16 protein-coding genes, 1 pseudogene and 1 riboswitch are annotated in these 19788 nt (G+C 57.4%); of the genes and pseudogenes, 13 read left to right on the top strand and 4 right to left on the bottom strand.

What is annotated here, in order from left to right:
• Window positions 1-33: 33 nt before the first annotated feature.
• The 4 genes from LG409_RS06715 to dapA are packed head-to-tail and all read right to left on the bottom strand — an operon-like array spanning window position 34 to window position 4153.
• The gene (locus tag LG409_RS06715; RefSeq protein WP_227407896.1) at window positions 34-924 is read right to left on the bottom strand and encodes an NAD(P)-dependent oxidoreductase; all 891 of its coding nucleotides are present in this window, start codon (window positions 922-924) and stop codon (window positions 34-36) included.
• Window positions 924-1961, bottom strand: a complete 1038-nt coding sequence (gene pdxA / locus LG409_RS06710; RefSeq protein ID WP_227407895.1) for a 4-hydroxythreonine-4-phosphate dehydrogenase PdxA — start codon at window positions 1959-1961, stop codon at window positions 924-926. The genes LG409_RS06715 and pdxA overlap by 1 nt, the downstream gene beginning before the upstream one ends.
• 36 nt (window positions 1962-1997) lie before the next feature.
• Complete coding sequence (locus LG409_RS06705; RefSeq protein ID WP_227407894.1) at window positions 1998-3233, bottom strand: four-carbon acid sugar kinase family protein; 1236 nt, start codon at window positions 3231-3233, stop codon at window positions 1998-2000.
• Window positions 3234-3274: 41 nt separating this feature from the next.
• Window positions 3275-4153: a 4-hydroxy-tetrahydrodipicolinate synthase gene (dapA, locus tag LG409_RS06700; RefSeq protein ID WP_227407893.1), complete on the bottom strand. Its 879-nt coding sequence runs from the start codon at window positions 4151-4153 to the stop codon at window positions 3275-3277.
• A 286-nt stretch (window positions 4154-4439) separates the two neighbouring features.
• Here dapA and LG409_RS06695 point away from each other — a divergent pair, with 286 nt between their 5' ends.
• The 13 genes and pseudogenes from LG409_RS06695 (at window position 4440) to LG409_RS06635 (ending at window position 19771) form a co-directional block, all read left to right on the top strand.
• The gene (locus tag LG409_RS06695) at window positions 4440-5420 is read left to right on the top strand and encodes a Bug family tripartite tricarboxylate transporter substrate binding protein (protein ID WP_227407892.1); all 981 of its coding nucleotides are present in this window, start codon (window positions 4440-4442) and stop codon (window positions 5418-5420) included.
• 72 nt (window positions 5421-5492) lie between these two features.
• Window positions 5493-6746 carry a tripartite tricarboxylate transporter TctB family protein gene (locus tag LG409_RS06690; RefSeq protein WP_227407891.1) on the top strand — a complete coding sequence of 418 codons (1254 nt, stop codon included), beginning with the start codon at window positions 5493-5495 and terminating at the stop codon, window positions 6744-6746.
• Window positions 6747-6756: 10 nt separating this feature from the next.
• Window positions 6757-8262, top strand: coding sequence for a tripartite tricarboxylate transporter permease (locus tag LG409_RS06685; RefSeq protein ID WP_227407890.1), 1506 nt, complete (start codon window positions 6757-6759; stop codon window positions 8260-8262).
• 22 nt (window positions 8263-8284) lie between these two features.
• Window positions 8285-9457: a sialidase family protein gene (locus tag LG409_RS06680; RefSeq protein WP_227407889.1), complete on the top strand. Its 1173-nt coding sequence runs from the start codon at window positions 8285-8287 to the stop codon at window positions 9455-9457.
• Window positions 9458-9612: 155 nt separating this feature from the next.
• Window positions 9613-9750 (top strand): annotated as a pseudogene (locus LG409_RS06675) (EF-P beta-lysylation protein EpmB); the annotation flags it as partial.
• A gap of 209 nt (window positions 9751-9959) precedes the next feature.
• Window positions 9960-10078, top strand: a riboswitch (guanidine-I (ykkC/yxkD leader).
• Between the two features lie 58 nt (window positions 10079-10136).
• Window positions 10137-11210, top strand: coding sequence for a putative urea ABC transporter substrate-binding protein (locus tag LG409_RS06670; protein ID WP_096923188.1), 1074 nt, complete (start codon window positions 10137-10139; stop codon window positions 11208-11210).
• A 73-nt stretch (window positions 11211-11283) separates the two neighbouring features.
• Window positions 11284-12111, top strand: coding sequence for an ABC transporter permease (locus LG409_RS06665; RefSeq protein ID WP_081136957.1), 828 nt, complete (start codon window positions 11284-11286; stop codon window positions 12109-12111).
• Window positions 12108-12914, top strand: coding sequence for an ABC transporter ATP-binding protein (locus LG409_RS06660; protein WP_227407888.1), 807 nt, complete (start codon window positions 12108-12110; stop codon window positions 12912-12914). The genes LG409_RS06665 and LG409_RS06660 overlap by 4 nt, the downstream gene beginning before the upstream one ends.
• Window positions 12911-13633, top strand: coding sequence for an urea amidolyase associated protein UAAP1 (locus LG409_RS06655; RefSeq protein ID WP_227407887.1), 723 nt, complete (start codon window positions 12911-12913; stop codon window positions 13631-13633). The genes LG409_RS06660 and LG409_RS06655 overlap by 4 nt, the downstream gene beginning before the upstream one ends.
• A gap of 10 nt (window positions 13634-13643) precedes the next feature.
• Entirely contained in the window at window positions 13644-14282 is a 639-nt protein-coding gene (locus LG409_RS06650; protein ID WP_144983486.1) for an urea amidolyase associated protein UAAP2, read from the top strand.
• A gap of 79 nt (window positions 14283-14361) precedes the next feature.
• A complete protein-coding gene (gene uca, locus LG409_RS06645) occupies window positions 14362-17982 on the top strand; it encodes an urea carboxylase (RefSeq protein ID WP_227407886.1) in 3621 nt (1206 codons plus the stop codon).
• The gene (locus tag LG409_RS06640) at window positions 17979-19058 is read left to right on the top strand and encodes an isopenicillin N synthase family dioxygenase (protein ID WP_227407885.1); all 1080 of its coding nucleotides are present in this window, start codon (window positions 17979-17981) and stop codon (window positions 19056-19058) included. The genes uca and LG409_RS06640 overlap by 4 nt, the downstream gene beginning before the upstream one ends.
• Window positions 19055-19771, top strand: a complete 717-nt coding sequence (locus LG409_RS06635; protein WP_227407884.1) for a hypothetical protein — start codon at window positions 19055-19057, stop codon at window positions 19769-19771. The genes LG409_RS06640 and LG409_RS06635 overlap by 4 nt, the downstream gene beginning before the upstream one ends.
• Window positions 19772-19788 lie beyond the last annotated feature (17 nt).

Below are 19788 nucleotides of genomic sequence, written 5' to 3'. Positions count from 1 at the left end.
GACTCCTTAGTGCGAAATCAGATGCTCATACGATCAGGGAGAGAAGGAAACGCCATGACGCCTAGCGACGATGTCGGAAAGTTCCGGCACAAAACATTCGCCAGCCCCCTCATCGAGCGCACTGGCGTAAAGCTCCTGGATAGCGTTAGCAACACCAGCTTTAACGTTCAGGTCGTTGGCCAGATTAGCAACGTAACTAATATCCTTCCCAGCATTGGCCAGTGAAAAACGGTGCGCGTTACGGTCTCGCTCGAGTACATATTGGAAAAACGTCTGATAAAAGCCGCTATCCATTCGGCTGCCGCGAATAACGCTGTCAAACACCGCTGGCGTCACACCCGCTTTGGCTCCAATAGTAAGTGCCTCTGAGTAAATCGCTCCATACCCCATAGCCAAAAACTGATTGAGCAGCTTCATGGTATGACCTGCCCCGGCTGGACCGACATGAAGAATCTTGCTTGCCCAGCACTCCAACACCGGACGTATAACCTCTAGCGTGTCCTTTTCAGCACCCACGATCGCCTGAAGCTCACCAGACTCTGCCTGCGTAGGTGTACCGCCAAGGGCTGCATCCATGAAAGCCACCCCCTTGTCAGCGAGCGTTTCGCTTAAGCGCCGCGTAAGGGTTGGATCCGAAGTCGAGCAGTCAACAATGACCAGTCCATCGTGAGCTCCTAGCACCAACCCCTGCCTTCCTTCAACAATTGCTTCGACCTGCGGCGCACCGGGTACACAAATAAACACAATATCCGAACACTCAGCCAGTGCCTGGGGAGATTCAACTGATTTGGCACCGTGTGCGACAAGAGGAGCGAGATTTTCCTGGCACGGATCAAATAAAGCCATGGGGTAACCACCCTGCATGATATTACGAGCGATATTGGCTCCCATCAGACCCAAGCCGATAAAACCGATACGTTTCATTATACTTTCTCCTTTGTAATTCTAGTTGCCACAACTGGTTTTTCTTGGCGATTAGCAAGGTCGACGGCTTGCTTGAGTGCTTCCAAAAGGCTTCGCTCGTCTGCAATCCCTGTACCAGCTATGTCAAAAGCCGTTCCGTGATCAACCGAGGTCCGAATGACCGGCATACCTACGGTCACATTGACTCCGGCCTCCAAGCCCATCACCTTGACCGGGCCATGTCCCTGATCGTGATACATCGCTACGACTACGTCGAAGTCACCCCGTCCAGCGCGAAAGAAGAGCGTGTCCGCAGGCAGTGGCCCCTGAACATCCCAGCCACGTGCAGTGAGTTCCTCAATAGCAGGCACGATCTTCTCACCCTCCTCACCGTGGCCGAACAGGCCGTTCTCACCAGCGTGCGGGTTGATACCACACACTCCAATACGCGGATGGGCTATGCCTGCCCGGCTTAGAGTTTCATGCGCGCGCTCAATAGTGCGTTTGACGAGCCCCGGCTCGATACGCCTAATAGCATCAAGAAGCCCGATGTGGGTTGTGACATGAATCACCCGTAGATTCGGCGCCACCAGCATCATTGAGACCTCTTCGATACCGGTTAAGTGAGCCAACATCTCGGTATGCCCTGGAAAGAGATGCCCCCCGGCGTGCAGCGCCTCCTTGTTCAACGGCGCCGTGCAGATAGCGTCGAGCTCGCCCTTATGAGTCAGCTCGACGGTACGGGCTACGAACTGGTAGGCAGCATCACCAGCTACCGGTGACACTTGACCGAAAGGTAGATCTTTAGGAATCAGGCCGAGATCAATGCAGTCGACCGTTCCCGACACAAACGCCGCCGCTCTGACATCATCGATGATATTTAAATCAAGCTTGCTTTCCACGATCTGCCCAGCTTTCTTCAACCGGTTCGCATCACCGATAACAAGCGGGCGACAGGTACGGTAAACGCTATCATGGGCCAAAGCCTTCATGATAATTTCAGGCCCGACTCCAGCGGCATCACCCATAGTAATGCCTACAACAGGAAGGTAGCTCATTAGTATTTTTACTCCGAAATAAATAGGTTGAAGATATTAGCTGAGCTCTCCAACACATAAACGAGATGCTCGATGAACAACCAAGGCGCTCCAGACCGCATAAAGGGTTTGTTCACAGCCGAAGGCACCTGCCTTGGTCACCACTGGCATACCCTGATCGCTGACCGAAAGCGCCACTCCTGGTTCGAGTTCATTCATTAAATGAAGACGCTCAATTCCAGCTGCAACTAGTAACGCCCGAGCCGTTTCACCACCTGTCGCCACTAGCGCGCCGAGCAGCTTGAAGTAACCGCTAAAATGGTGAGCCAAGCGCTGTGGCAGGAGATGGCTATCAATAGCAGCATCTGGTTCCTGCTGGGCCAGAGAAACAAGTACGTCTTTACCTTTTTCAAGAGCTTGCTGCGCTCTCGCGAGTGCCGCGGGAGGCTTAGTTGATAAAAGAAGCTCATGGATATTGATTGAATAGTGTTCAATACGCCCCTCACTTTGCGCCAACAGATAGTCGACCTGACGATGAGAGATGGATGACATGCTGCACACCACAGTTAGAACAGGTCCTTCGACAGTTAAAACCGGTGATGAGCCTTTATGGAGGTCATTCTGGAAGTAAGGGCAAATCGCGTTAGAAAGCCCTGCCGATCCTACCCAAAAGATATCCTCCAACTGGTGGCTCGCCAACGCCAGCCGTTCCAAGTCTGACTCGCTCTCGGCGTCACAAATTACGGCACCGATAGATTGTTGTCGGTACGTTACCAATTCCTGACCAAGCGCTTCGATGGTAGACTGGCGCAGCGTGCTCAACGACAAGTGAGCGACGCTAGCACCAGCATTGATAAGCATGATATCGATTGCCGCCGTACCTTGACGCCCCTCATTTTGCCATACAGGTGTCTGCTCTACCGGAGTGTCACCGATATACTGATGGGCACCTTGGGTAAAGCGCTTCATAGCTGGCATCGCCGGAGCAACGAGTGCCATCCCAACTTCGGGAATTAACGCAGCAACCTCTTGAGCCCAATTGCCGCGCAGCGTCGAATCAATCTTCTTGTATAAACGAATATCGCCACTCCTGACCGCACGCCAAACGCATTGGTTTATGTCAGCAGCCTCAGTCGGCGACAAGTGGCGAGAATCGGTATCGAACACCGCAACGTCGGGTTGGATCGTGCCTGAGCCTTGTTTCGTCAGTTCTACAGTCGTGGTCAAGCCTTTTTGCGCGTAACCCGCGGCACAGTCCGCAGCCCCCGACAGGTCATCGGCCAGAATGACCAAGCGCGTTACGCCCGGACTCGGTCTTGACGTTGCCCCGCCCATCAGCGGTAAACCTGCATTAATTCAGCGAGCCGTGTTCGCTGCTGTTCATCAAGCGGTAGTGCAGGGGCACGCGTCGGCCCTGCAGGCATCCCCATCAATTCGGACGCCGCTTTCAGAACGACAGGCATAGTGGCCATACTGAAAGCTGTTCGCAGCACGCGTAGTTTCTCTTGAGCTTGACGAGCCGTCTCCATATCGCCCGACTGATAAGCGTTATAGATGCTCATCACCACATCAGGCACTGCGTTTGTAGTCGCTGCCACGGCGCCATCGGCCCCAGCCAGTAATCCCCAAAAAATCAACGAATCAGTGCCGGTAAACACCGCGAAATCATCGCGTTTCAAACCAATCAGTTGCGTGAGCCGATCAAAATCGCCGCCACTGTCTTTGATGCCCTGAATCATTGGCAGATGCGATAGCTCAGCGACGGTGTCGATAGTGATCGTGCCACCAGTTTTGGCAGGGATGTTGTACAACATGAAAGGTAACGTCGCCTGTTCGGCAATCGCCGTATAGTGCACCACGAGTTCGCGCTGCGATACCGCATTGAAGTAGGGAGTAATGATAGAGCAAGCATCGACACCAATTTGCGCCATTCGCGCATTCATGTCGATGACCCCTTGAGTGGTGAAAGCCCCGGTTCCTGCAATAACAGGCACTCGTCCCTTTGCCTGGTCGACGACGATACGTGCCACGTCGAGCTTTTCGTCATCACTCAGAGCGAAGAACTCACCATTAGTCCCTAGAGCGAAGAGTCCATGCACGCCCTTCTCAATCAAGATATCCACTAGCGTGCGCAGAGCGATCTCATCCACCTTCTGCTGCTCGTTCATAGGCGTAATTAACGCGGGAATAATCCCTTTGAATGGCGTTGTCATAAGCTTGGCTTCCTTCATAATTTTCGACCACATCGATCACAAACTGATTGATCCGAACGATTACCGCAAGCCAAGCAAACGAAAAAACCTTACAAAAAAACGCCAAAAAAACAATAACCAATTGTTTTAAAAACAAAAATATCTGCAAAACCTTTAGTCTATAAAACCAAAGTTTAAATGCACAGAATGACTATTTCGATCATTTTAAATTTGCTGTACACAGAGAAACATATTTATCCGTTTGCATTTTCTTTCGTTGAGCCTGAAGAAATAAAGACAACGCACCATGCCACAAGGCTTTGCACAACAAAAACAGGAGATTAAGATGACGGTACGTAAATCACTATGTGTAATTCTTGCTACGTCCTTGCTCGCTCCCATAACGGCAATGGCCAGCTATCCAGAAAGACCGATCGAACTGATCATTCCCTTCGGGCAAGGAGGTGGCAACGATCTAGTAGGTCGCGCCTTTTCACAATCACTTGCTGAATATTCCGAAGTCGACGTTCTACCTGTCAACCGCACAGGAGGAAGTGGCGCTGTAGGTTTTCATGCGGCATCGTCAGCAAGACCGAATGGCTATACTCTCGCCATGATCAATAGCTCGCTGGTGGGTAATCCGCATATGATTGATGGATTTCCTGCAAGCGTCGATGATTTCACGCCGATCTGCTTGCTCTCAGCCGAGCCCGTAGGTATCGCGGTCAGCGCTAGCAGCAATATTGAAACGCTTGAGGACTGGGTATCAATTGCCCAAGAAAATCCTGACCAGCTTGCACTAGGTTATACCTCAATCGGTGAACTGATCGCGCTGTCGGCTGGCAATGTCACCGACACCGACCCAACGCTAATTCCTTATTCTGGCTCGGGTGACGCTATAACAGCTGTTATTGGCGGCCATATCGATGGTGCTATCGTTTCCGATGCCGAAGCCTATGCGCAGGTTCAAGCCGAACAATTGCGCATGTTGACATTTTTCAGCGAAGAGCGCTCTCTAAGTTTGCCGAATATCCCAACCTCGGCCGAAGCAGGCTACCCGTTGGATATTGGCTTATTCCGTGCCATCGGTGCCCCGGCAAATCTGCCCGATGATATCGAGAACTACCTGATCGATGCCTGTACACATATCGCTCAGCAAGACTCGTTCATCGAACGCATGAACCGAATCGGCTTCAATGTCCAGTTGCGCACTGGCGACGATTTCAAGCAGTGGCTTAACCGCCAGAATGAAGCATTCTCTGCCGCAGCTGATCTGCTGGAGCAGTAAACCACGACCCAAGCGCTGGCGCATTAACGCTTTATCAATTTTCGCCAGCGCTGTTGAAGGGATAGCGTTTTGATGAGTTATCAAGTTCTCAAATATCGGTTGAAAACCATAGAATTCTGGACATTAGTCTTGCTACTTATAGCAGGAGGCTACTTTCTTATCCAAGCTATGGGAATGCCCTTCGAAATGCGACGCACGATTGGCCCTGGTTTCATCCCTACCATCGTGTTAACAGTCTTAATCGGCTGCACCCTAGTAGCGATCATTCGTTTTTTGACCAACTCACAGCATAAGATCTTCACCAACTTTCCAGAAGGGTCCGAAGATGACACTACCTTTAAAGCGCTAGCCGAAGCCCTCAACCACCAAGACGGCCCGCGCCTTGCACTGTCTAGCCATGCTGGACTTGGCAACTTCTCTGCTCTAAATGTTATTAACCGAAGTCACCCCAACACTTCGATACTCGCTGCTTCTTCTAAAGCAACTCAGGTCAATGCAGAACTGGCTGCACAGCAGCACCTAAACGGTTTCAAGCCATTAAGCCTGCTCTATTTTGATGCTTTCATTCTGGCTGCTCGAACTGACACGACTATCTCGAACGATACACTTGACGAGCTGACAATTGGCTTTGACCCTCAACTTGAGGATACCGTTTTTCTAGAAAAGCTTCGCCTGAGCTTGAATGCTCAATTCTTGCCGATGGATATTACGACACAGCATGATGCATTGTCAGACAACCGAATTGATGCCGTACTCGCCGCCCGCTCTGAGTTCACCGAAGCACTACAGAACAACGACCTAAAAACTCTTCACGTCTTCGATGGAGTTGCCATTGAACAAGACGCTCTGATCTACGGTGATTGGGCAGCGCTGTTCGTGTCTGAACAACAAACTAGCGATCTTCGACAGCAAAATGCCACACGCTTGGTGGAGGCCGTTGAGGCGCCAATTTTCACCACACAACTGCAGCATGTTCAGGTTCCATGGCAGCCTACAAGTGCTGATGACGCACAAGCGCTCTTGAGCGCACTAGCGGCCCAGGGTACTCAAGGCGTCAAGGTAAAAGCCCGACCAGCACGTGGGCGTGCATACGCAATCCCCGCAACTCTACTGGCCATTGCACTTTTCCCATTTTTAATGAGCAGTGTGGGCTTCATTATCACCTCCACTTTGGTCACATCACTAATCATGGCACTTTTGCGCGCGGAGCTGAGTCTGTTCGGCCTAATCAAAATCGGTGCCATCAATATCGCAATTTCCGTCAGCACTTACATGGCTTTTTATCATGTATTCAGTATCCCACTTCCATTAGGATTGGTCTGGTAAGGAGTCCAGCATGATCGAACTATTGATACAAGGGTTTGCATCCCTTCTGGATCCACTCCTAATACTATTATTGGTGGGCTCGGTAGCCATCGGTATTGTGGTAGGTGCCATGCCTGGCATTTCCCCCTCACTTGGCGTTGCGATTGCAAGTCCATTGACGTTCGTGTTCGACCCGTTCACGGGTATCAGCTGCCTGCTAGGTATTTATATCGGCGCCGTCTTCGGCGGATCGATTCCCGCCACGGTGATTGGTATTCCGGGCTCAGCCATGGCAGTTACCACAGTGTTTGACGGCTACCCAATGGGGCGCAAGGGAAAGGCAGGACTTGCTCTTGGACTGAGCACGATCTCCTCGTTTGTTGGTGGTGTGCTCGCCTCCCTTATCCTAATTCTACTTGCCTATCCAATCTCTCAGTTTGCTCTTTCACTTGGCCCCAGAGAGTACTGCGCAATCGCTGTTTTGGCATTAATGGCCGTTGCCTCGCTATCAGGCGGCTCTTTTCTAAAAGGCGCTATTGCCTGTCTTATCGGCCTTTTCCTGGCCACCGTAGGTCTTGATGAAATCAACGGGCAGCCACGCTTCACGATGGACATTCCTTACCTGATGGGAGGTATCCCTTTTATTGCTGTCATCATCGGGCTGTTCGCGATTCCAGAGATCATGCAGCGATTCGAGCGAATTTCACATCGCAGCCAACCCATCGTTCAGGTGTCTGAGGTCATACCCTCCTGGTCGCTGCTGAGGCGACTTGTTCCGGCACAGCTTCGCTCGACCGGGATTGGCACCATTGTTGGTGCAGTGCCTGGCGCGGGCGCTGATGTGGCATCACTCATTTCCTACAGTCAAGGTCGCAATCTTTCAAAATACCGTGACCGTTTCGGCTCGGGCGAACCCGAGGGCATTGCCTGCTCCGAAACTGCCAACAGTGCCTCGGGTGTGGGCGCACTCATTCCCCTTTTGACCCTTGGCCTTCCTGGTGGCGCGGTCACCGCCGTCATCATCGGCAGTTTTATGATTCATGGCCTACAGCCGGGGCCACTTTTGATGCGTGACCATGCACCGCTGGTATATCAATTCTTTGCCACTACAGTCGTTGTTAATTTCATCGTGTTATTGATTGGCCTACCTGGTGCGAAGCTATTTTCGCGAGCTCTTCAGGTCAAAGAAAGCATACTACTGCCGATCATTCTTCTGATCTGCATTGTCGGGGCTTATGCGCTGCGCAATAACCCTTGGGACATTTTGGTTATGCTTGGCGTCGGAGTGTTCGGCTATTACTTGGCCAAAGCGGGCATTCCTAGAGCGCCTATTGTAATCGGAATGACCTTAGGGCCGATTATCGAAAGCGAGATCGCTCGCGGACTGTTGATCACTCGTGGTAACTACCTCGATTTCATTACACCGATCAGTGCCATCATCTGGGCAGTTGCCTTGCTGCCACTCTATCTTCCGTTGTTGCGCTTTGGTTTTCGTCTCCTTAGGCGTCGCCCAGACTATCGCAACCAGGCTTCCTGAAAAATATTTCCAAGGACATACTATGAGCGCATTCACTGTTCCAATCCAAACAGGCCAGTTGCATACTGCAGCAATCGATGGTGGCCGACTGGAAGCGTACCTGCCTACTCCCTGCCTACAAAATCATGCATCGTTTCTACACGAGCTCGAAAATGGAGATTTACTGTGCGCCTGGTTCGGAGGCACTCAAGAGGGCGTACCTGATATATCGATCTATGTCGCGCGACTGAAAAAAGGAGAAACACAGTGGTCGGAAGCGGAAAAACTTTCCGATGACGACACACGTTCAGAGCAAAATCCCGTGATATTTACTACACCCGATGGTGCTCTTTGGCTAGCCTATACCGCCCAGCTCTCTGGGCACCAGAACACCGCGATCGTACGTCGTCGCATCTCTCACGATGGTGGCCAAACTTGGGGCGATACAGCCGACTGGTTTGAAACTCCCGGAATTTTTATCCGCCAGCCGCCGGTTTTCACCGAAGAAGGAAACTGGGTGATGCCCATTTTTCTTTGCCGTGTAGCCGAAGGAGAGCGCTGGACCGGCAACGACGACATCAGCGCTGTGATGGTATCCAAGGACGCTGGCCAAACTTGGCAACAGCATGAGGTGCCTAACAGCGTGGGCTGTGTGCACATGAACATCCAGCCACTCAAGGATGGTTCTTTCATCGCACTCTATCGGAGCCGCTGGGCCGACTATATCTACTTAAGCCGCTCGCAAGATGCCATTCACTGGAGCGACCCAGTGCCAACGGAACTTCCCAATAACAATTCTTCAATCCAGTTCATTTGTCTAAATAATGGCCATTTGGCATTGATCTATAATCACCGCAGAGCCGACTCGAATGCTGAGCGACGTACATCGCTTTACGACGACATTGAGGATTCGGAAGACCATGGAGAGTTGGTCGAGCAGGCAAGCAACGCTGGCCAATCAGCTTTCTGGGGCGCACCTCGCGCGCCCATGACATTGGCGTTGTCCACTGATGGTGGTCACACCTGGCCATCGCGCCGTGACCTTGAAATAGGCGATGGCTACTGCATGACCAACAACTCCATCGAAAAAAAGAATCGCGAATATTCCTATCCGACCATCATTCAAGGGCAGGATGCCAATCTGCACATTGCCTTTACTTACTTTCGACAGCGCATCAAGTATGTGCGCGTGAACGAAAGCTGGGTCATAAAATAGATCTTTTACGCTAAAACATCTAAATAAAAGGATTTTTTTATGGTCCTTCACGAGAACTCGGACTGATCAGCATTTTTGCTTCAGAAATGAGGAGAGCTGGTAATACTACAGGAACACGATCCCATGTTAGATCATACTGCTCAGTTATCGTTTGCCAAGGCGCAGCCCACTACGACGTCACCGACGAACGCGCCAAAGCGCTGGTCCAGCAGTTGCTCGAACACCTGCCCGGCTTCCTGATGCCCAGGCTGGTGCGAGAAGTACCGGGCAGGATGAGCAAGACGCCGCTGTAAGCGCTGACAACCGATACAGCGTGGTGCAAGCCCAATGATAACGCACCAAAAAAATGCGCAGACAAAAGCGACGCTGCATGCCTTGTTCGTCAGAAACGTCGCCAAACGCATGATTCACCGTCATTTTTAAGCAAGCGGCCAATATCTTGCTGTGTTCATGGTGTTACACACGGGGTATTGGCCGCTATCGCAGCCGCACAATCGAGTTTCCAATAGATCGCTAGGGTTCCGACACCATCAACGAAATGCCCCTGATGGCTGTGGCTGGTCCGAGAGCGATCGACCTTGCAAGCGCAAGGTTACACGGCGGGATAAAAGCCCGGGAGGATAAGGCACAGTGATGCGCCGATGCCCCCTGAGTTTTTACTTAGCCGCTGGAGGCTCTCATGACCCGTTCCATCCGCACCCCTGGCAACTATCTGCTGGCCCCGCTCTCGGCCGCCCTGCTTGCCACCTCACTGGCCCCCTCTTTCGTGCATGCCCAGGAGCGTGACCAATTCAGCGTCTGCTGGTCCATTTATGCAGGCTGGATGCCTTGGGCCTATGCCGATGTCGAAGGCATCGTCGACAAATGGGCCGAGCAGCACGGCATCGCTATCGACGTGATACAGGTCAACGACTACGTCGAGTCCATCAACCAGTTCACCTCGGGCAACGTCGATGGCTGCGCCATGACCAACATGGACGCTCTGACCATTCCTGCCGCCAGCGGCGTCGACTCCACCGCACTGATCATCAACGACTACTCCAACGGCAATGACGGCATCGTGCTCAAAGGGGGCGGTGAGCTGGCGGATATCGAAGGCCGCCGGGTCAATCTGGTGCAGTTCAGCGTGTCTCACTACTTTCTGGCACGCGCCCTGGAGAGCGTTGGGCTGACCGAGCGCGACATCGAAACGGTCAATACCTCCGACGCCGATATCGTCGGCCTGTTTTCCAGCAGCAGTACCGAAGCCGTAGCCGCCTGGAATCCGCAGCTCAGCACCATCGCCGAGATGCCGGACAGCCAAGTGGTATACACCTCGGCGGAAATCCCCGGTGAAATTCTCGACATGATGGTAGTGAACACCCAAACCCTGGCCGACTACCCCGCGCTGGGGCACGCCCTGGTGGGCGCCTGGTACGAGGTCATGGCGCTTGTCGAGGCCAATGACGAGCACGCGCTGACGATCATGGCCGATGCCGCCGGCACCGATCTGGAGGGTTACCGTGCCCAGCTAGAGGCAACCTACCTGTATACCGACCCCGCCGAAGCCGTGGCGCTGATGGAAAGCCCCGAGCTGTTGGACACCATGGAGCGAGTGGCCGACTTCAGCTTTACCCACGGGCTGTTGGGCGACATGGCACCCAGCGCGGGCGTGGTGGGCATCGAAACGCCCAGCGGTATCTTCGGTGACGAGAGCAACGTGCAGCTGCGCTTCGATCCTTCCTTTACTCAGGCGTACCTCGACGCGCAGTAACGAGGCCACGGTATTCGCCCCATGAAGCGGCGGCTCGCCGCTTCTGCCCCTTACTTACCTGGTGGACCCTGCCATGAAGCGCTTGATTAACCTGTCGCCCTCGCGCGGCGGCCGCTGGCTGCTGGGACTGGTGCCGTTTCTGGTACTGGGCATGCTCTACCTGAGCGCCTCCAGTGCTCGCCTGGCTGACAACCCCAACGACCGCCTGCTGCCTTCCCCTGGCAGCATGGCGCAGACCTTTCACCACCTGGCCACGGCCGAAAACGTGCGCACCGGCCAGATTGTATTGTGGACCGATACTTTCGCCAGCCTCGAAAGGCTGCTGATCGGTGTCGGCATCAGCGCACTGATCGGCCTGGTGGTGGGCATCTTGAGTGGCGGCATTCCGCTGCTGCGCGCCAAGCTCTCGCCGCTGATCACGGTAACGTCGCTGATACCGCCCATGGCCATTCTGCCGATCCTGTTCATCGCCTTTGGCACCGGGGAAGCGGCCAAGATCGCGTTGATCGTGATGGGCGTGACGCCCTTTCTGATTCGTGACTTGCAGGGCCACGCCCTGCGCCTGCCAGACGAACAGTTGATCAAGGCCCAGACCCTGGGTGCCAGCTCCTGGCAAGTGCTGCTGCGCGTGCTGCTGCCTCAATTGACGCCTCGGCTGCTCAATGCCACACGGCTGGCGCTGGGCAGCGCCTGGCTGTTCCTGATTGCAGCAGAAGCGATTGCCGCCCAGGAGGGCCTTGGCTATCGCATCTTTCTGGTGCGCCGCTACCTCTCCATGGACGTGATTCTGCCCTACGTGGCCTGGATCACCCTGCTGGCCTTCGTGCTGGATCAACTGCTGGCCTGGGTATCACGGCTGGCCTTCCCCTGGTATCACGCCGATGAAGGAGACAAATCATGAGCCTGCTCTCCGCCCACCGGTTGGAAAAGCATTATGGCCAGCACGTGGTGCTGGAAAACCTCAACTTCTCCGTCGAGGAAGGCGAGTTCGTGACGCTGGTGGGCGCGTCAGGTTGTGGCAAGACCACCTTCCTGAAAATGCTGCTGGGCACCGAAAAGCGCTCCAAAGGCAGCCTGCTGCTGGATGGCCAGCCCATTCCTGACGAACCCGGCCCCGACCGAGGCGTGGTGTTTCAAAAGTACTCGGTCTTCCCCCACCTGACCGTCCTGGGCAACGTCATGATCGCCGAAGAGCTGCGGACTGCCCCGCTGCTGGGCAAGCGCTTTGGTGCATCCCGGCGGCGCGCCATCGAGGTGGCCACAGCGCGCATCGAGGAGGTGGGCCTGGGCCATGCGCTGCACAAGTACCCTCACGAGCTCTCCGGCGGCATGCAGCAACGCCTCGCCATTGCCCAGGCGCTGATGATGAAACCTCGGCTACTGCTGCTGGACGAGCCGTTCGGCGCGCTCGACCCCGGCATTCGCCAGGACATGCACGCGCTGATCACGCGGCTTTGGCAAGAACAGTCGCTGACCATTTTCATGATCACCCACGACCTCACGGAAGCCTTCGCCCTCGGCACGCGGCTGTGGGTCTTCGACAAGACTCGCCACGACCCCCAGGCCCCCGAGGCCTATGGCGCCACCATCACCTACGACCTGCCCATCGGCAAACAGGCCAACCGCGCACACTCCGCCCAGGCACTGAGTGAAACGCTGGCGGAACGCGGTCTGACCACCCACGTACAGGAGACGCTGTCATGACAACCCACGCGGATTACGCCACGCACCTGCCCGGCGGCCATCACTGGTCCCTGCGCCTGCGCCGCGGCACCACGCTGACCCTGTCAGCCCAGCAGGCCAACAGCAACGTAGGGCTGCTCTGCTACAACCCGGAAAACCTGCTGGAGCGCCTCAACCTGCCGGACACCCTGAAGTGCCAGCACACTTTCAAACTCACCCAGGGCCACTGCCTCTATTCCGACATGGGCCGCATCTTTGCGTCGATCACCCACGACACCCTGGGCTGGCACGATAGCGTGGGCGGCAACCTGATGCCCCACCACCTTCTGGCCAAGGGCTGGCAGCCGGTGAGCTACCAACAGGCTCACAATGACTGGACCCGCACCGGCCACGATGCCTTTCTCGTCGAGCTGGCGAAATACGGCCTGGGCCGACGCGATCTGGCGGCCAACCTCAACCTGTTTTCACGGGTCGAGAGCGATAACGCAGGCAAGCTGCGCTATGTCGACAACCACTGCCAGCCGGGCAGCCGCGTCACGCTGCGTTTCGAGATGGATACGCTGGTGCTGCTGCACACCTGCCCGCACCCCCTCGACCCCAGCCCGCACTACCCCCGTCGCGGCGTCGATATCGCGCTAGGCACGGCGGAGCCTCCCACCGAGGAAGACCCCTGCTACCGCTCACGGCCCGAAAACGCACGTGGCTTTGCCAACAATCGCCTCTACCACCTCGGCCTCTAAGGGGGACACCATGATCATCGAAAGCACCTTACGCCCTGAAAACGCCGTCCGCCGCACCACCGTCGAGGCCGGTGACCACTACATCGGCACCGTGAAGCGCGGCCAGACCCTGCGCATTCTGGACCTGGAGGGTAACCAGGCCGCCGACACCCTGTTCTTCAATGCCGACGATACCGCCGAACGCTACAGCGCCATGGATACCGTGCGCGAACAGGGCGCGGTTTACCTGACGGCGGGCACCCGGCTGATGTCCAGTGAAGGCCGCACCATGCTGACCATCACCGCCGATACCTGTGGCCGCCACGACACCCTGGGCGGAGCCTGCGCCAGCGAAAGCAATACCGTGCGTTACGATCTCGAAAAGCGCCACATGCACTCCTGCCGCGACAACTGGATGCAGGCCATTGCCCGCCACCCCGAGTTCGGGCTGACCAAACGCGACATCACCCACAACATCAACTTTTTCATGAACGTGCCGGTGACGGCCGACGGCGGGCTGACCTTTGCCGACGGTATTTCGGCCCCCGGCAAGTACGTCGAGATGGAAGCCAACATGGATGTCATCGTGCTGGTCTCCAACTGCCCTCAGCTCAACAACCCCTGTAACGGCTACAACCCGACGCCCATCGAGCTGCTGGTCTGGGAGTGAGGCCACTTTTCCTCCTGGGGACGACCCCAAGGGGCTGATTCATCTGCGGGACGGCCCGCCCTTCTTTGCAGGCACCACCATGTCCATGACACCGTTATTGTCCAAGGTATTGATTGCCAATCGCGGGGCCATTGCCGCGCGTATCCTGCGAACGCTGAACGCCCTCGGCATCCAGAGCGTCGTGGTATACGCCGACGCCGACCGCGATGCGCCCTACGTGCACCAGGCCGACGAAGCCTATTCGCTGGGTGAAGGCGGCGCCAGCGAGACCTATCTGAACATCGACAAGCTCATCGCCATTGCGCAGCAAAGCGGCGCCCAGGCGGTTCACCCCGGCTACGGCTTCCTGTCGGAAAACACCCGCTTCATCAGCGCCTGCGATACGGCCGGGCTGGTATTCCTGGGCCCGACCGCCGAGCAGATCCGCCAGTTCGGCTTGAAGCACGAAGCCCGCGCGCTGGCCGAACAGGCCGGGGTGCCGCTGGTCCCCGGCTCACCGCTGTTGGCCTCGCTGGAAGACGCCAAGGCTCACGCCGAGCGTATCGGCTACCCGGTAATGCTCAAGTCCACCGCTGGCGGTGGCGGCATCGGCATGCAGGTCTGCCACTCCCAGGCAGAGCTGGCCCGCGCTTTTGATTCGGTGAAAGGTCTGGGCGAGCGCAACTTCGGCGATGGCGGCGTCTTTCTCGAAGCCTACATCACCCGTGCTCGCCATCTGGAAGTGCAGCTGTTCGGCGATGGCCAAGGGCAGGTGATTGCCCTTGGCGAGCGGGATTGCTCCACCCAGCGTCGCCATCAGAAAGTTCTCGAAGAGTGCCCTGCTCCCAACCTGCCTGATGCCGTGCGGCGCTCCCTGCACGCCACGGCGGTGCAGCTGGGCCAGGCGGTCAACTACCGCAGTGCGGGCACCGTCGAATTCATCTACGATGCCGAACGCGAGGCGTTCTACTTTCTGGAGGTCAATACCCGCCTGCAGGTCGAGCACGGGGTGACCGAACTGGTCTACGGGGTCGATATCGTCGAGTGGATGGTACGCCTCGGTAGCCAGGCACTCCCCCCGCTGGCCAGCCTGGCAGAGGGCCTGCAGCCCCGTGGCCATGCCGTGCAGGCCAGGCTATATGCCGAAGACCCAGCGCACGATTTCCGCCCCAGCGCGGGGCTGCTGACCGAAGTCACCTTCCCCGAGGATCAGGGCCTGCGTATCGACCACGCCCTCGAAGCAGGCCTGGAAGTCACCCCCTTGTTCGACCCCATGCTGGCCAAGGTGATGGTCCATGCCGACACTCGCCAACAGGCCATTGCCCGGCTGGCCACGGCCCTGGAAGATGCCTCGGTATATGGCATTGCCACCAATCGCCGCTGGCTGGCCCATGTGCTGAGGGACGCCCGCTTCGACGCCGCCCAGATCGATACGCACTGGCTCACCCAGCTGGCATGGGCCCCTCCCGCCATGGAAGTTCTCAGCCCGGGCACGCTGACCACCGTGCAGGATTACCCGGGGCGTCAAGGCCACTGGGACGTGGGTGTTCCCCCATCTGGTCCCTTCGACGACTGGTCGTTTCGCTTGGGCAATCGGCTGCTGGGCAACCCCGACGAGGCCGCCGGGCTCGAAATCACCCTGAATGGCCCCACGCTGCGCTTTCATCGCGCCACCCAGATCGTGCTGGCGGGCGCCGAGCTGCCTGCCACCCTCGATGGCACCGCCATCTCCGGCTGGCAGGTCATCGACGTGCCAGCCGGCGCCACCCTGACCCTGGGCAAGGCCGCCGTGGGCGCCCGCGCGTACCTGCTGGCGCGGGGCGGCATCGACTGCCCCCGCTACCTGGGCTCACGCAGCACCTTCACGCTGGGCCAGTTTGGTGGCCACGGTGGTCGTGCCCTGCGCAGTGGCGACATGCTGGACCTGCCCGCGTTTTCAGCTGCGCCCGTCAAGACGCTGGACCCAGCGCTGATCCCCACCTTTGGCGGCCCGGAGGTGACCCGCATTGCGGTTCTCTACGGCCCCCACGGCGCCCCGGACTTCTTTACCGACGAGGATATCGAGCGCTTTTTCGACCATGAGTGGGAGGTTCACTACAACTCCAGCCGCACCGGCGTCAGGCTCATCGGCCCTCGGCCCACCTGGGCACGCGCCGATGGCGGCGAGGCGGGGCTTCACCCCTCCAATATTCATGACAACGCCTACGCCTTCGGCACCATCGACTTCACCGGCGACATGCCGGTCATCCTGGGCCCCGACGGCCCCTCACTGGGCGGCTTCGTCTGCCCGGCCACGGTCGTGCGCGCCGAACGCTGGAAGCTGGGCCAACTGACGGCAGGCGACAAGGTGCGCTTCGTGCCGATCCGCCTGGAAGATGCCCGCGCCCTGGAAGCGCATCAGTTGACGCAGTTGCAGCAGCTGTCCGCCCAGCCCACGCCCGTTTGTGAGGCCGAGCGCGGCTCGCCGCTGCTCCGTGAGGTCGATGCAGCTCAGGCAGGCGAGCGCATCGTCTACCGCCGCGCAGGTGACGACTTCCTGCTGATCGAATTCGGCCCCATGGAGCTGGATATCGCGCTGCGCTTTCGGGTCCACGCCTGGATGCTGTGGCTACGCGAGCACCCGGTGGCGGGGCTGCGCGAGCTGACGCCGGGCATTCGCTCCCTGCAGCTCCACTACGAGCCCCGCGAGCTAAGCCTCGACCAGCTGCTCGACCACCTGCGCCAAGCCGAACAGGCGCTGGTGGATGTCGAGTCGCTGGAAGTGGAGTCCCGCGTGGTGCACCTGCCGCTCTCCTGGGACGACCCTGCCTGTCAGGAAGCGGTGGACAAGTACCAGCGCAGCGTGCGACCCGATGCCCCCTGGTGCCCCAGCAACCTAGACTTCATACGCCGCATCAATGCGCTGGAAAGCGAGCAGCAGGTGCGCGATATCGTCTTCAACGCCCGCTATCTCGTCATGGGGCTAGGGGACGTCTACCTCGGCGCACCGGTCGCCACGCCCCTCGACCCGCGCCAGCGGCTGGTTACCACCAAATACAACCCGGCCCGCACCTGGACCGCCGAAAACTCGGTGGGTATCGGCGGCGCCTACCTGTGCGTCTATGGCATGGAAGGCCCTGGCGGCTACCAGTTCGTGGGGCGCACCCTGCAGATGTGGAACCGCTATCGCACCACGGCCCACTTCGAGAACCCCTGGCTGCTGCGCTTTTTTGATCAACTGCGTTTTCATGAGGTCAGCCACGAGGAGCTGGCGCAAATTCGCCGCGACTTCCCCCATGGTCGTTACGAGTTGTCCATTGAAACGACTCGCTTTCGCTTGGCGGACTACCAAGCCGACATCGACAAACATGCCTCGGCAATTGAGACCTTCCGCTCAAAACGTGAAGCTGCCTTCCAGGCCGAAATGGCCGCCTGGCGTGCCAATGGCCAGTTCACCTTTGAAGACCAGGCCCCGGAAGCCACCGAAGTCACCGCGTTGGATGATCACGAAATAGGCATCGAAAGCCCCGTCACCGGCAGTCTGTGGAAATTGCTGGTGAAAGAAGGTGATCTGGTAACGGCTGGCCAGCCAGTGGCACTGGTGGAGTCGATGAAAATGGAAGTTGAGATCACCGTCCACTGCGCTGGCCGTGTTGCTCGCTTACCCCTTTCTGAGGGCGCTTCCATTGCCCCGGGGCAACCACTTGTGGTGCTCACCAGCGAACAGGAGGTAAACGCATGAGCCAGATCACCGCCGACCAGCGCTTAGCTGACTTTCAAGCAATCCCCGTTATCGACATTAGCGGTTTACTCCATGGTGATGCCGCTGCACGCCAAGCGGTTGCGGATAACCTTGGTCGCGCCGCACGAGACGTGGGGTTCTTTCAAATGGTGGGCCACGGAATCGACCTCCCACTTCGCGAGGGATTGATTACTCAAGCCAAACGCTTCTTTGCCCAACCTGAAGCCATCAAAATGGAGCGCTACATCGGCCTCTATCACCACCACCGAGGCTATGTTCCTCCTGGTGAAGAGTCGCCAGACCCTAAAAAGCCGGACATGAAAGAGGCGTTTGATCTTGCCTTTGAACTGCCCAGTGACGACCCAGAGGTGTTGGCAGGTACGCCACTCCTCGGCCCCAACCCCTGGCCCGACCTTGACGGTTTCCGCGAGCCTATCGCCGCCTACTACGAGGCTGCCTACCAAGTGGGCCGGGCACTCATGGGCGGCTTTGCCCGAGCATTGGGTCTTGATGAGCAGCAGCTACTGCGCCACGTCACCAAGCCGCCCAGCCAACTGCGATTGATCCACTATCCGTATAACCCTGATGCCGAAGATGCCCAAGGCATCGGTGCCCATACCGACTACGAGTGCTTCACGCTGCTGCTACCCACTGCACCGGGGCTCGAGGTAATGAATGGTGCAGGCAAATGGATCGATGTCCCCTATCAAGAGGATGCATTAGTCGTCAATATTGGCGACATGCTGGAAATTTGGAGCAACGGCGAATTTGTGGCGACCTCCCACCGAGTGCGCAAAGTTAAACAGGAGCGCTACTCTTTCCCGCTGTTTTTCGCCTGCGATTACCATACTGAAGTGGCACCGCTGCCTGAATTGGTCGAGCGCCACGGCAAAGCTCATTACGCACCGCTCAAAGCGGGCGATCACCTCTACGCCCAAACGATCCAGACCTTCCGCTACCTGCGCGAGCGTTTGGCAAAGGGTGAGATTACGCTTCCCGAAGGTGCCCGAGAAGTGGGAAGCCTGGGCCAGCACGGCAAGCACTCGGCTGCCCAAGACGGGAAGCCCGCCTCATGACCCTACCACTCCCCGCCACACCAACCGAGTTTCGGGGCGTCTGGAAGCGCACGCGCTATGCCGAGCCCGCTCAGCCGCCCTACCAGTACACGGATACCGGCACCCAGGTGGTCTGGCTACAGGGCGCTCAGTGGCATGCCGACCTGCGCCTTCCCGCCCGTCACGATGCGCTGGCAGGCATCGAGCACCTGGGTGCGTGCAGTCGAGCGCAGCTCGAATGGCTCGCCCACCTGACCGGTTTCGTCGGCATCACCCAGATCGACGGGCCGGTATGCACCTGGCACCGCCTGCAGGACCTGAACCCCAGCCTGGAAAAAGACGTCGGCCACCTGGCCTGGCTCGATGACCACCTGCTCGAAGAACAGCACCCCCACGGGCGCTACGTCGAACACTGGCAACGCCAATGCACCCCCGACCAACGCGAGCTAGTGCGCACCGACGCCCAAGGGCAGCTACGCTGGTTACAGATCGGTGACCATGCCATGGCCATCACTCCGCGCCCAGCACCAGGCCACCAGAACTCGCTATACACGCCACTGGAAAAGGCCAGCGACGACGCCCTGCGCTGGCGAGCCAGCCTGTGCATGGACTATCTGGAGCGCGATGGGCAAGGGTGGCAGATTCGTCTTTCGACCCACCCCTGGCGCATAGGTCACCCAGCCACGCCAATGAACGACACGCCACTCAAGCTCGACACGACCCAGAACGGCTAGGTAAGACCACTAGCTCA

It is taken from the genome of Halomonas sp. NyZ770 (genome assembly GCF_020616575.1).
GTDB classification, from domain to species: Bacteria; Pseudomonadota; Gammaproteobacteria; order Pseudomonadales; family Halomonadaceae; genus Vreelandella; species Vreelandella hamiltonii.
This window is presented reverse-complemented; position numbering and strand designations above follow the sequence as displayed.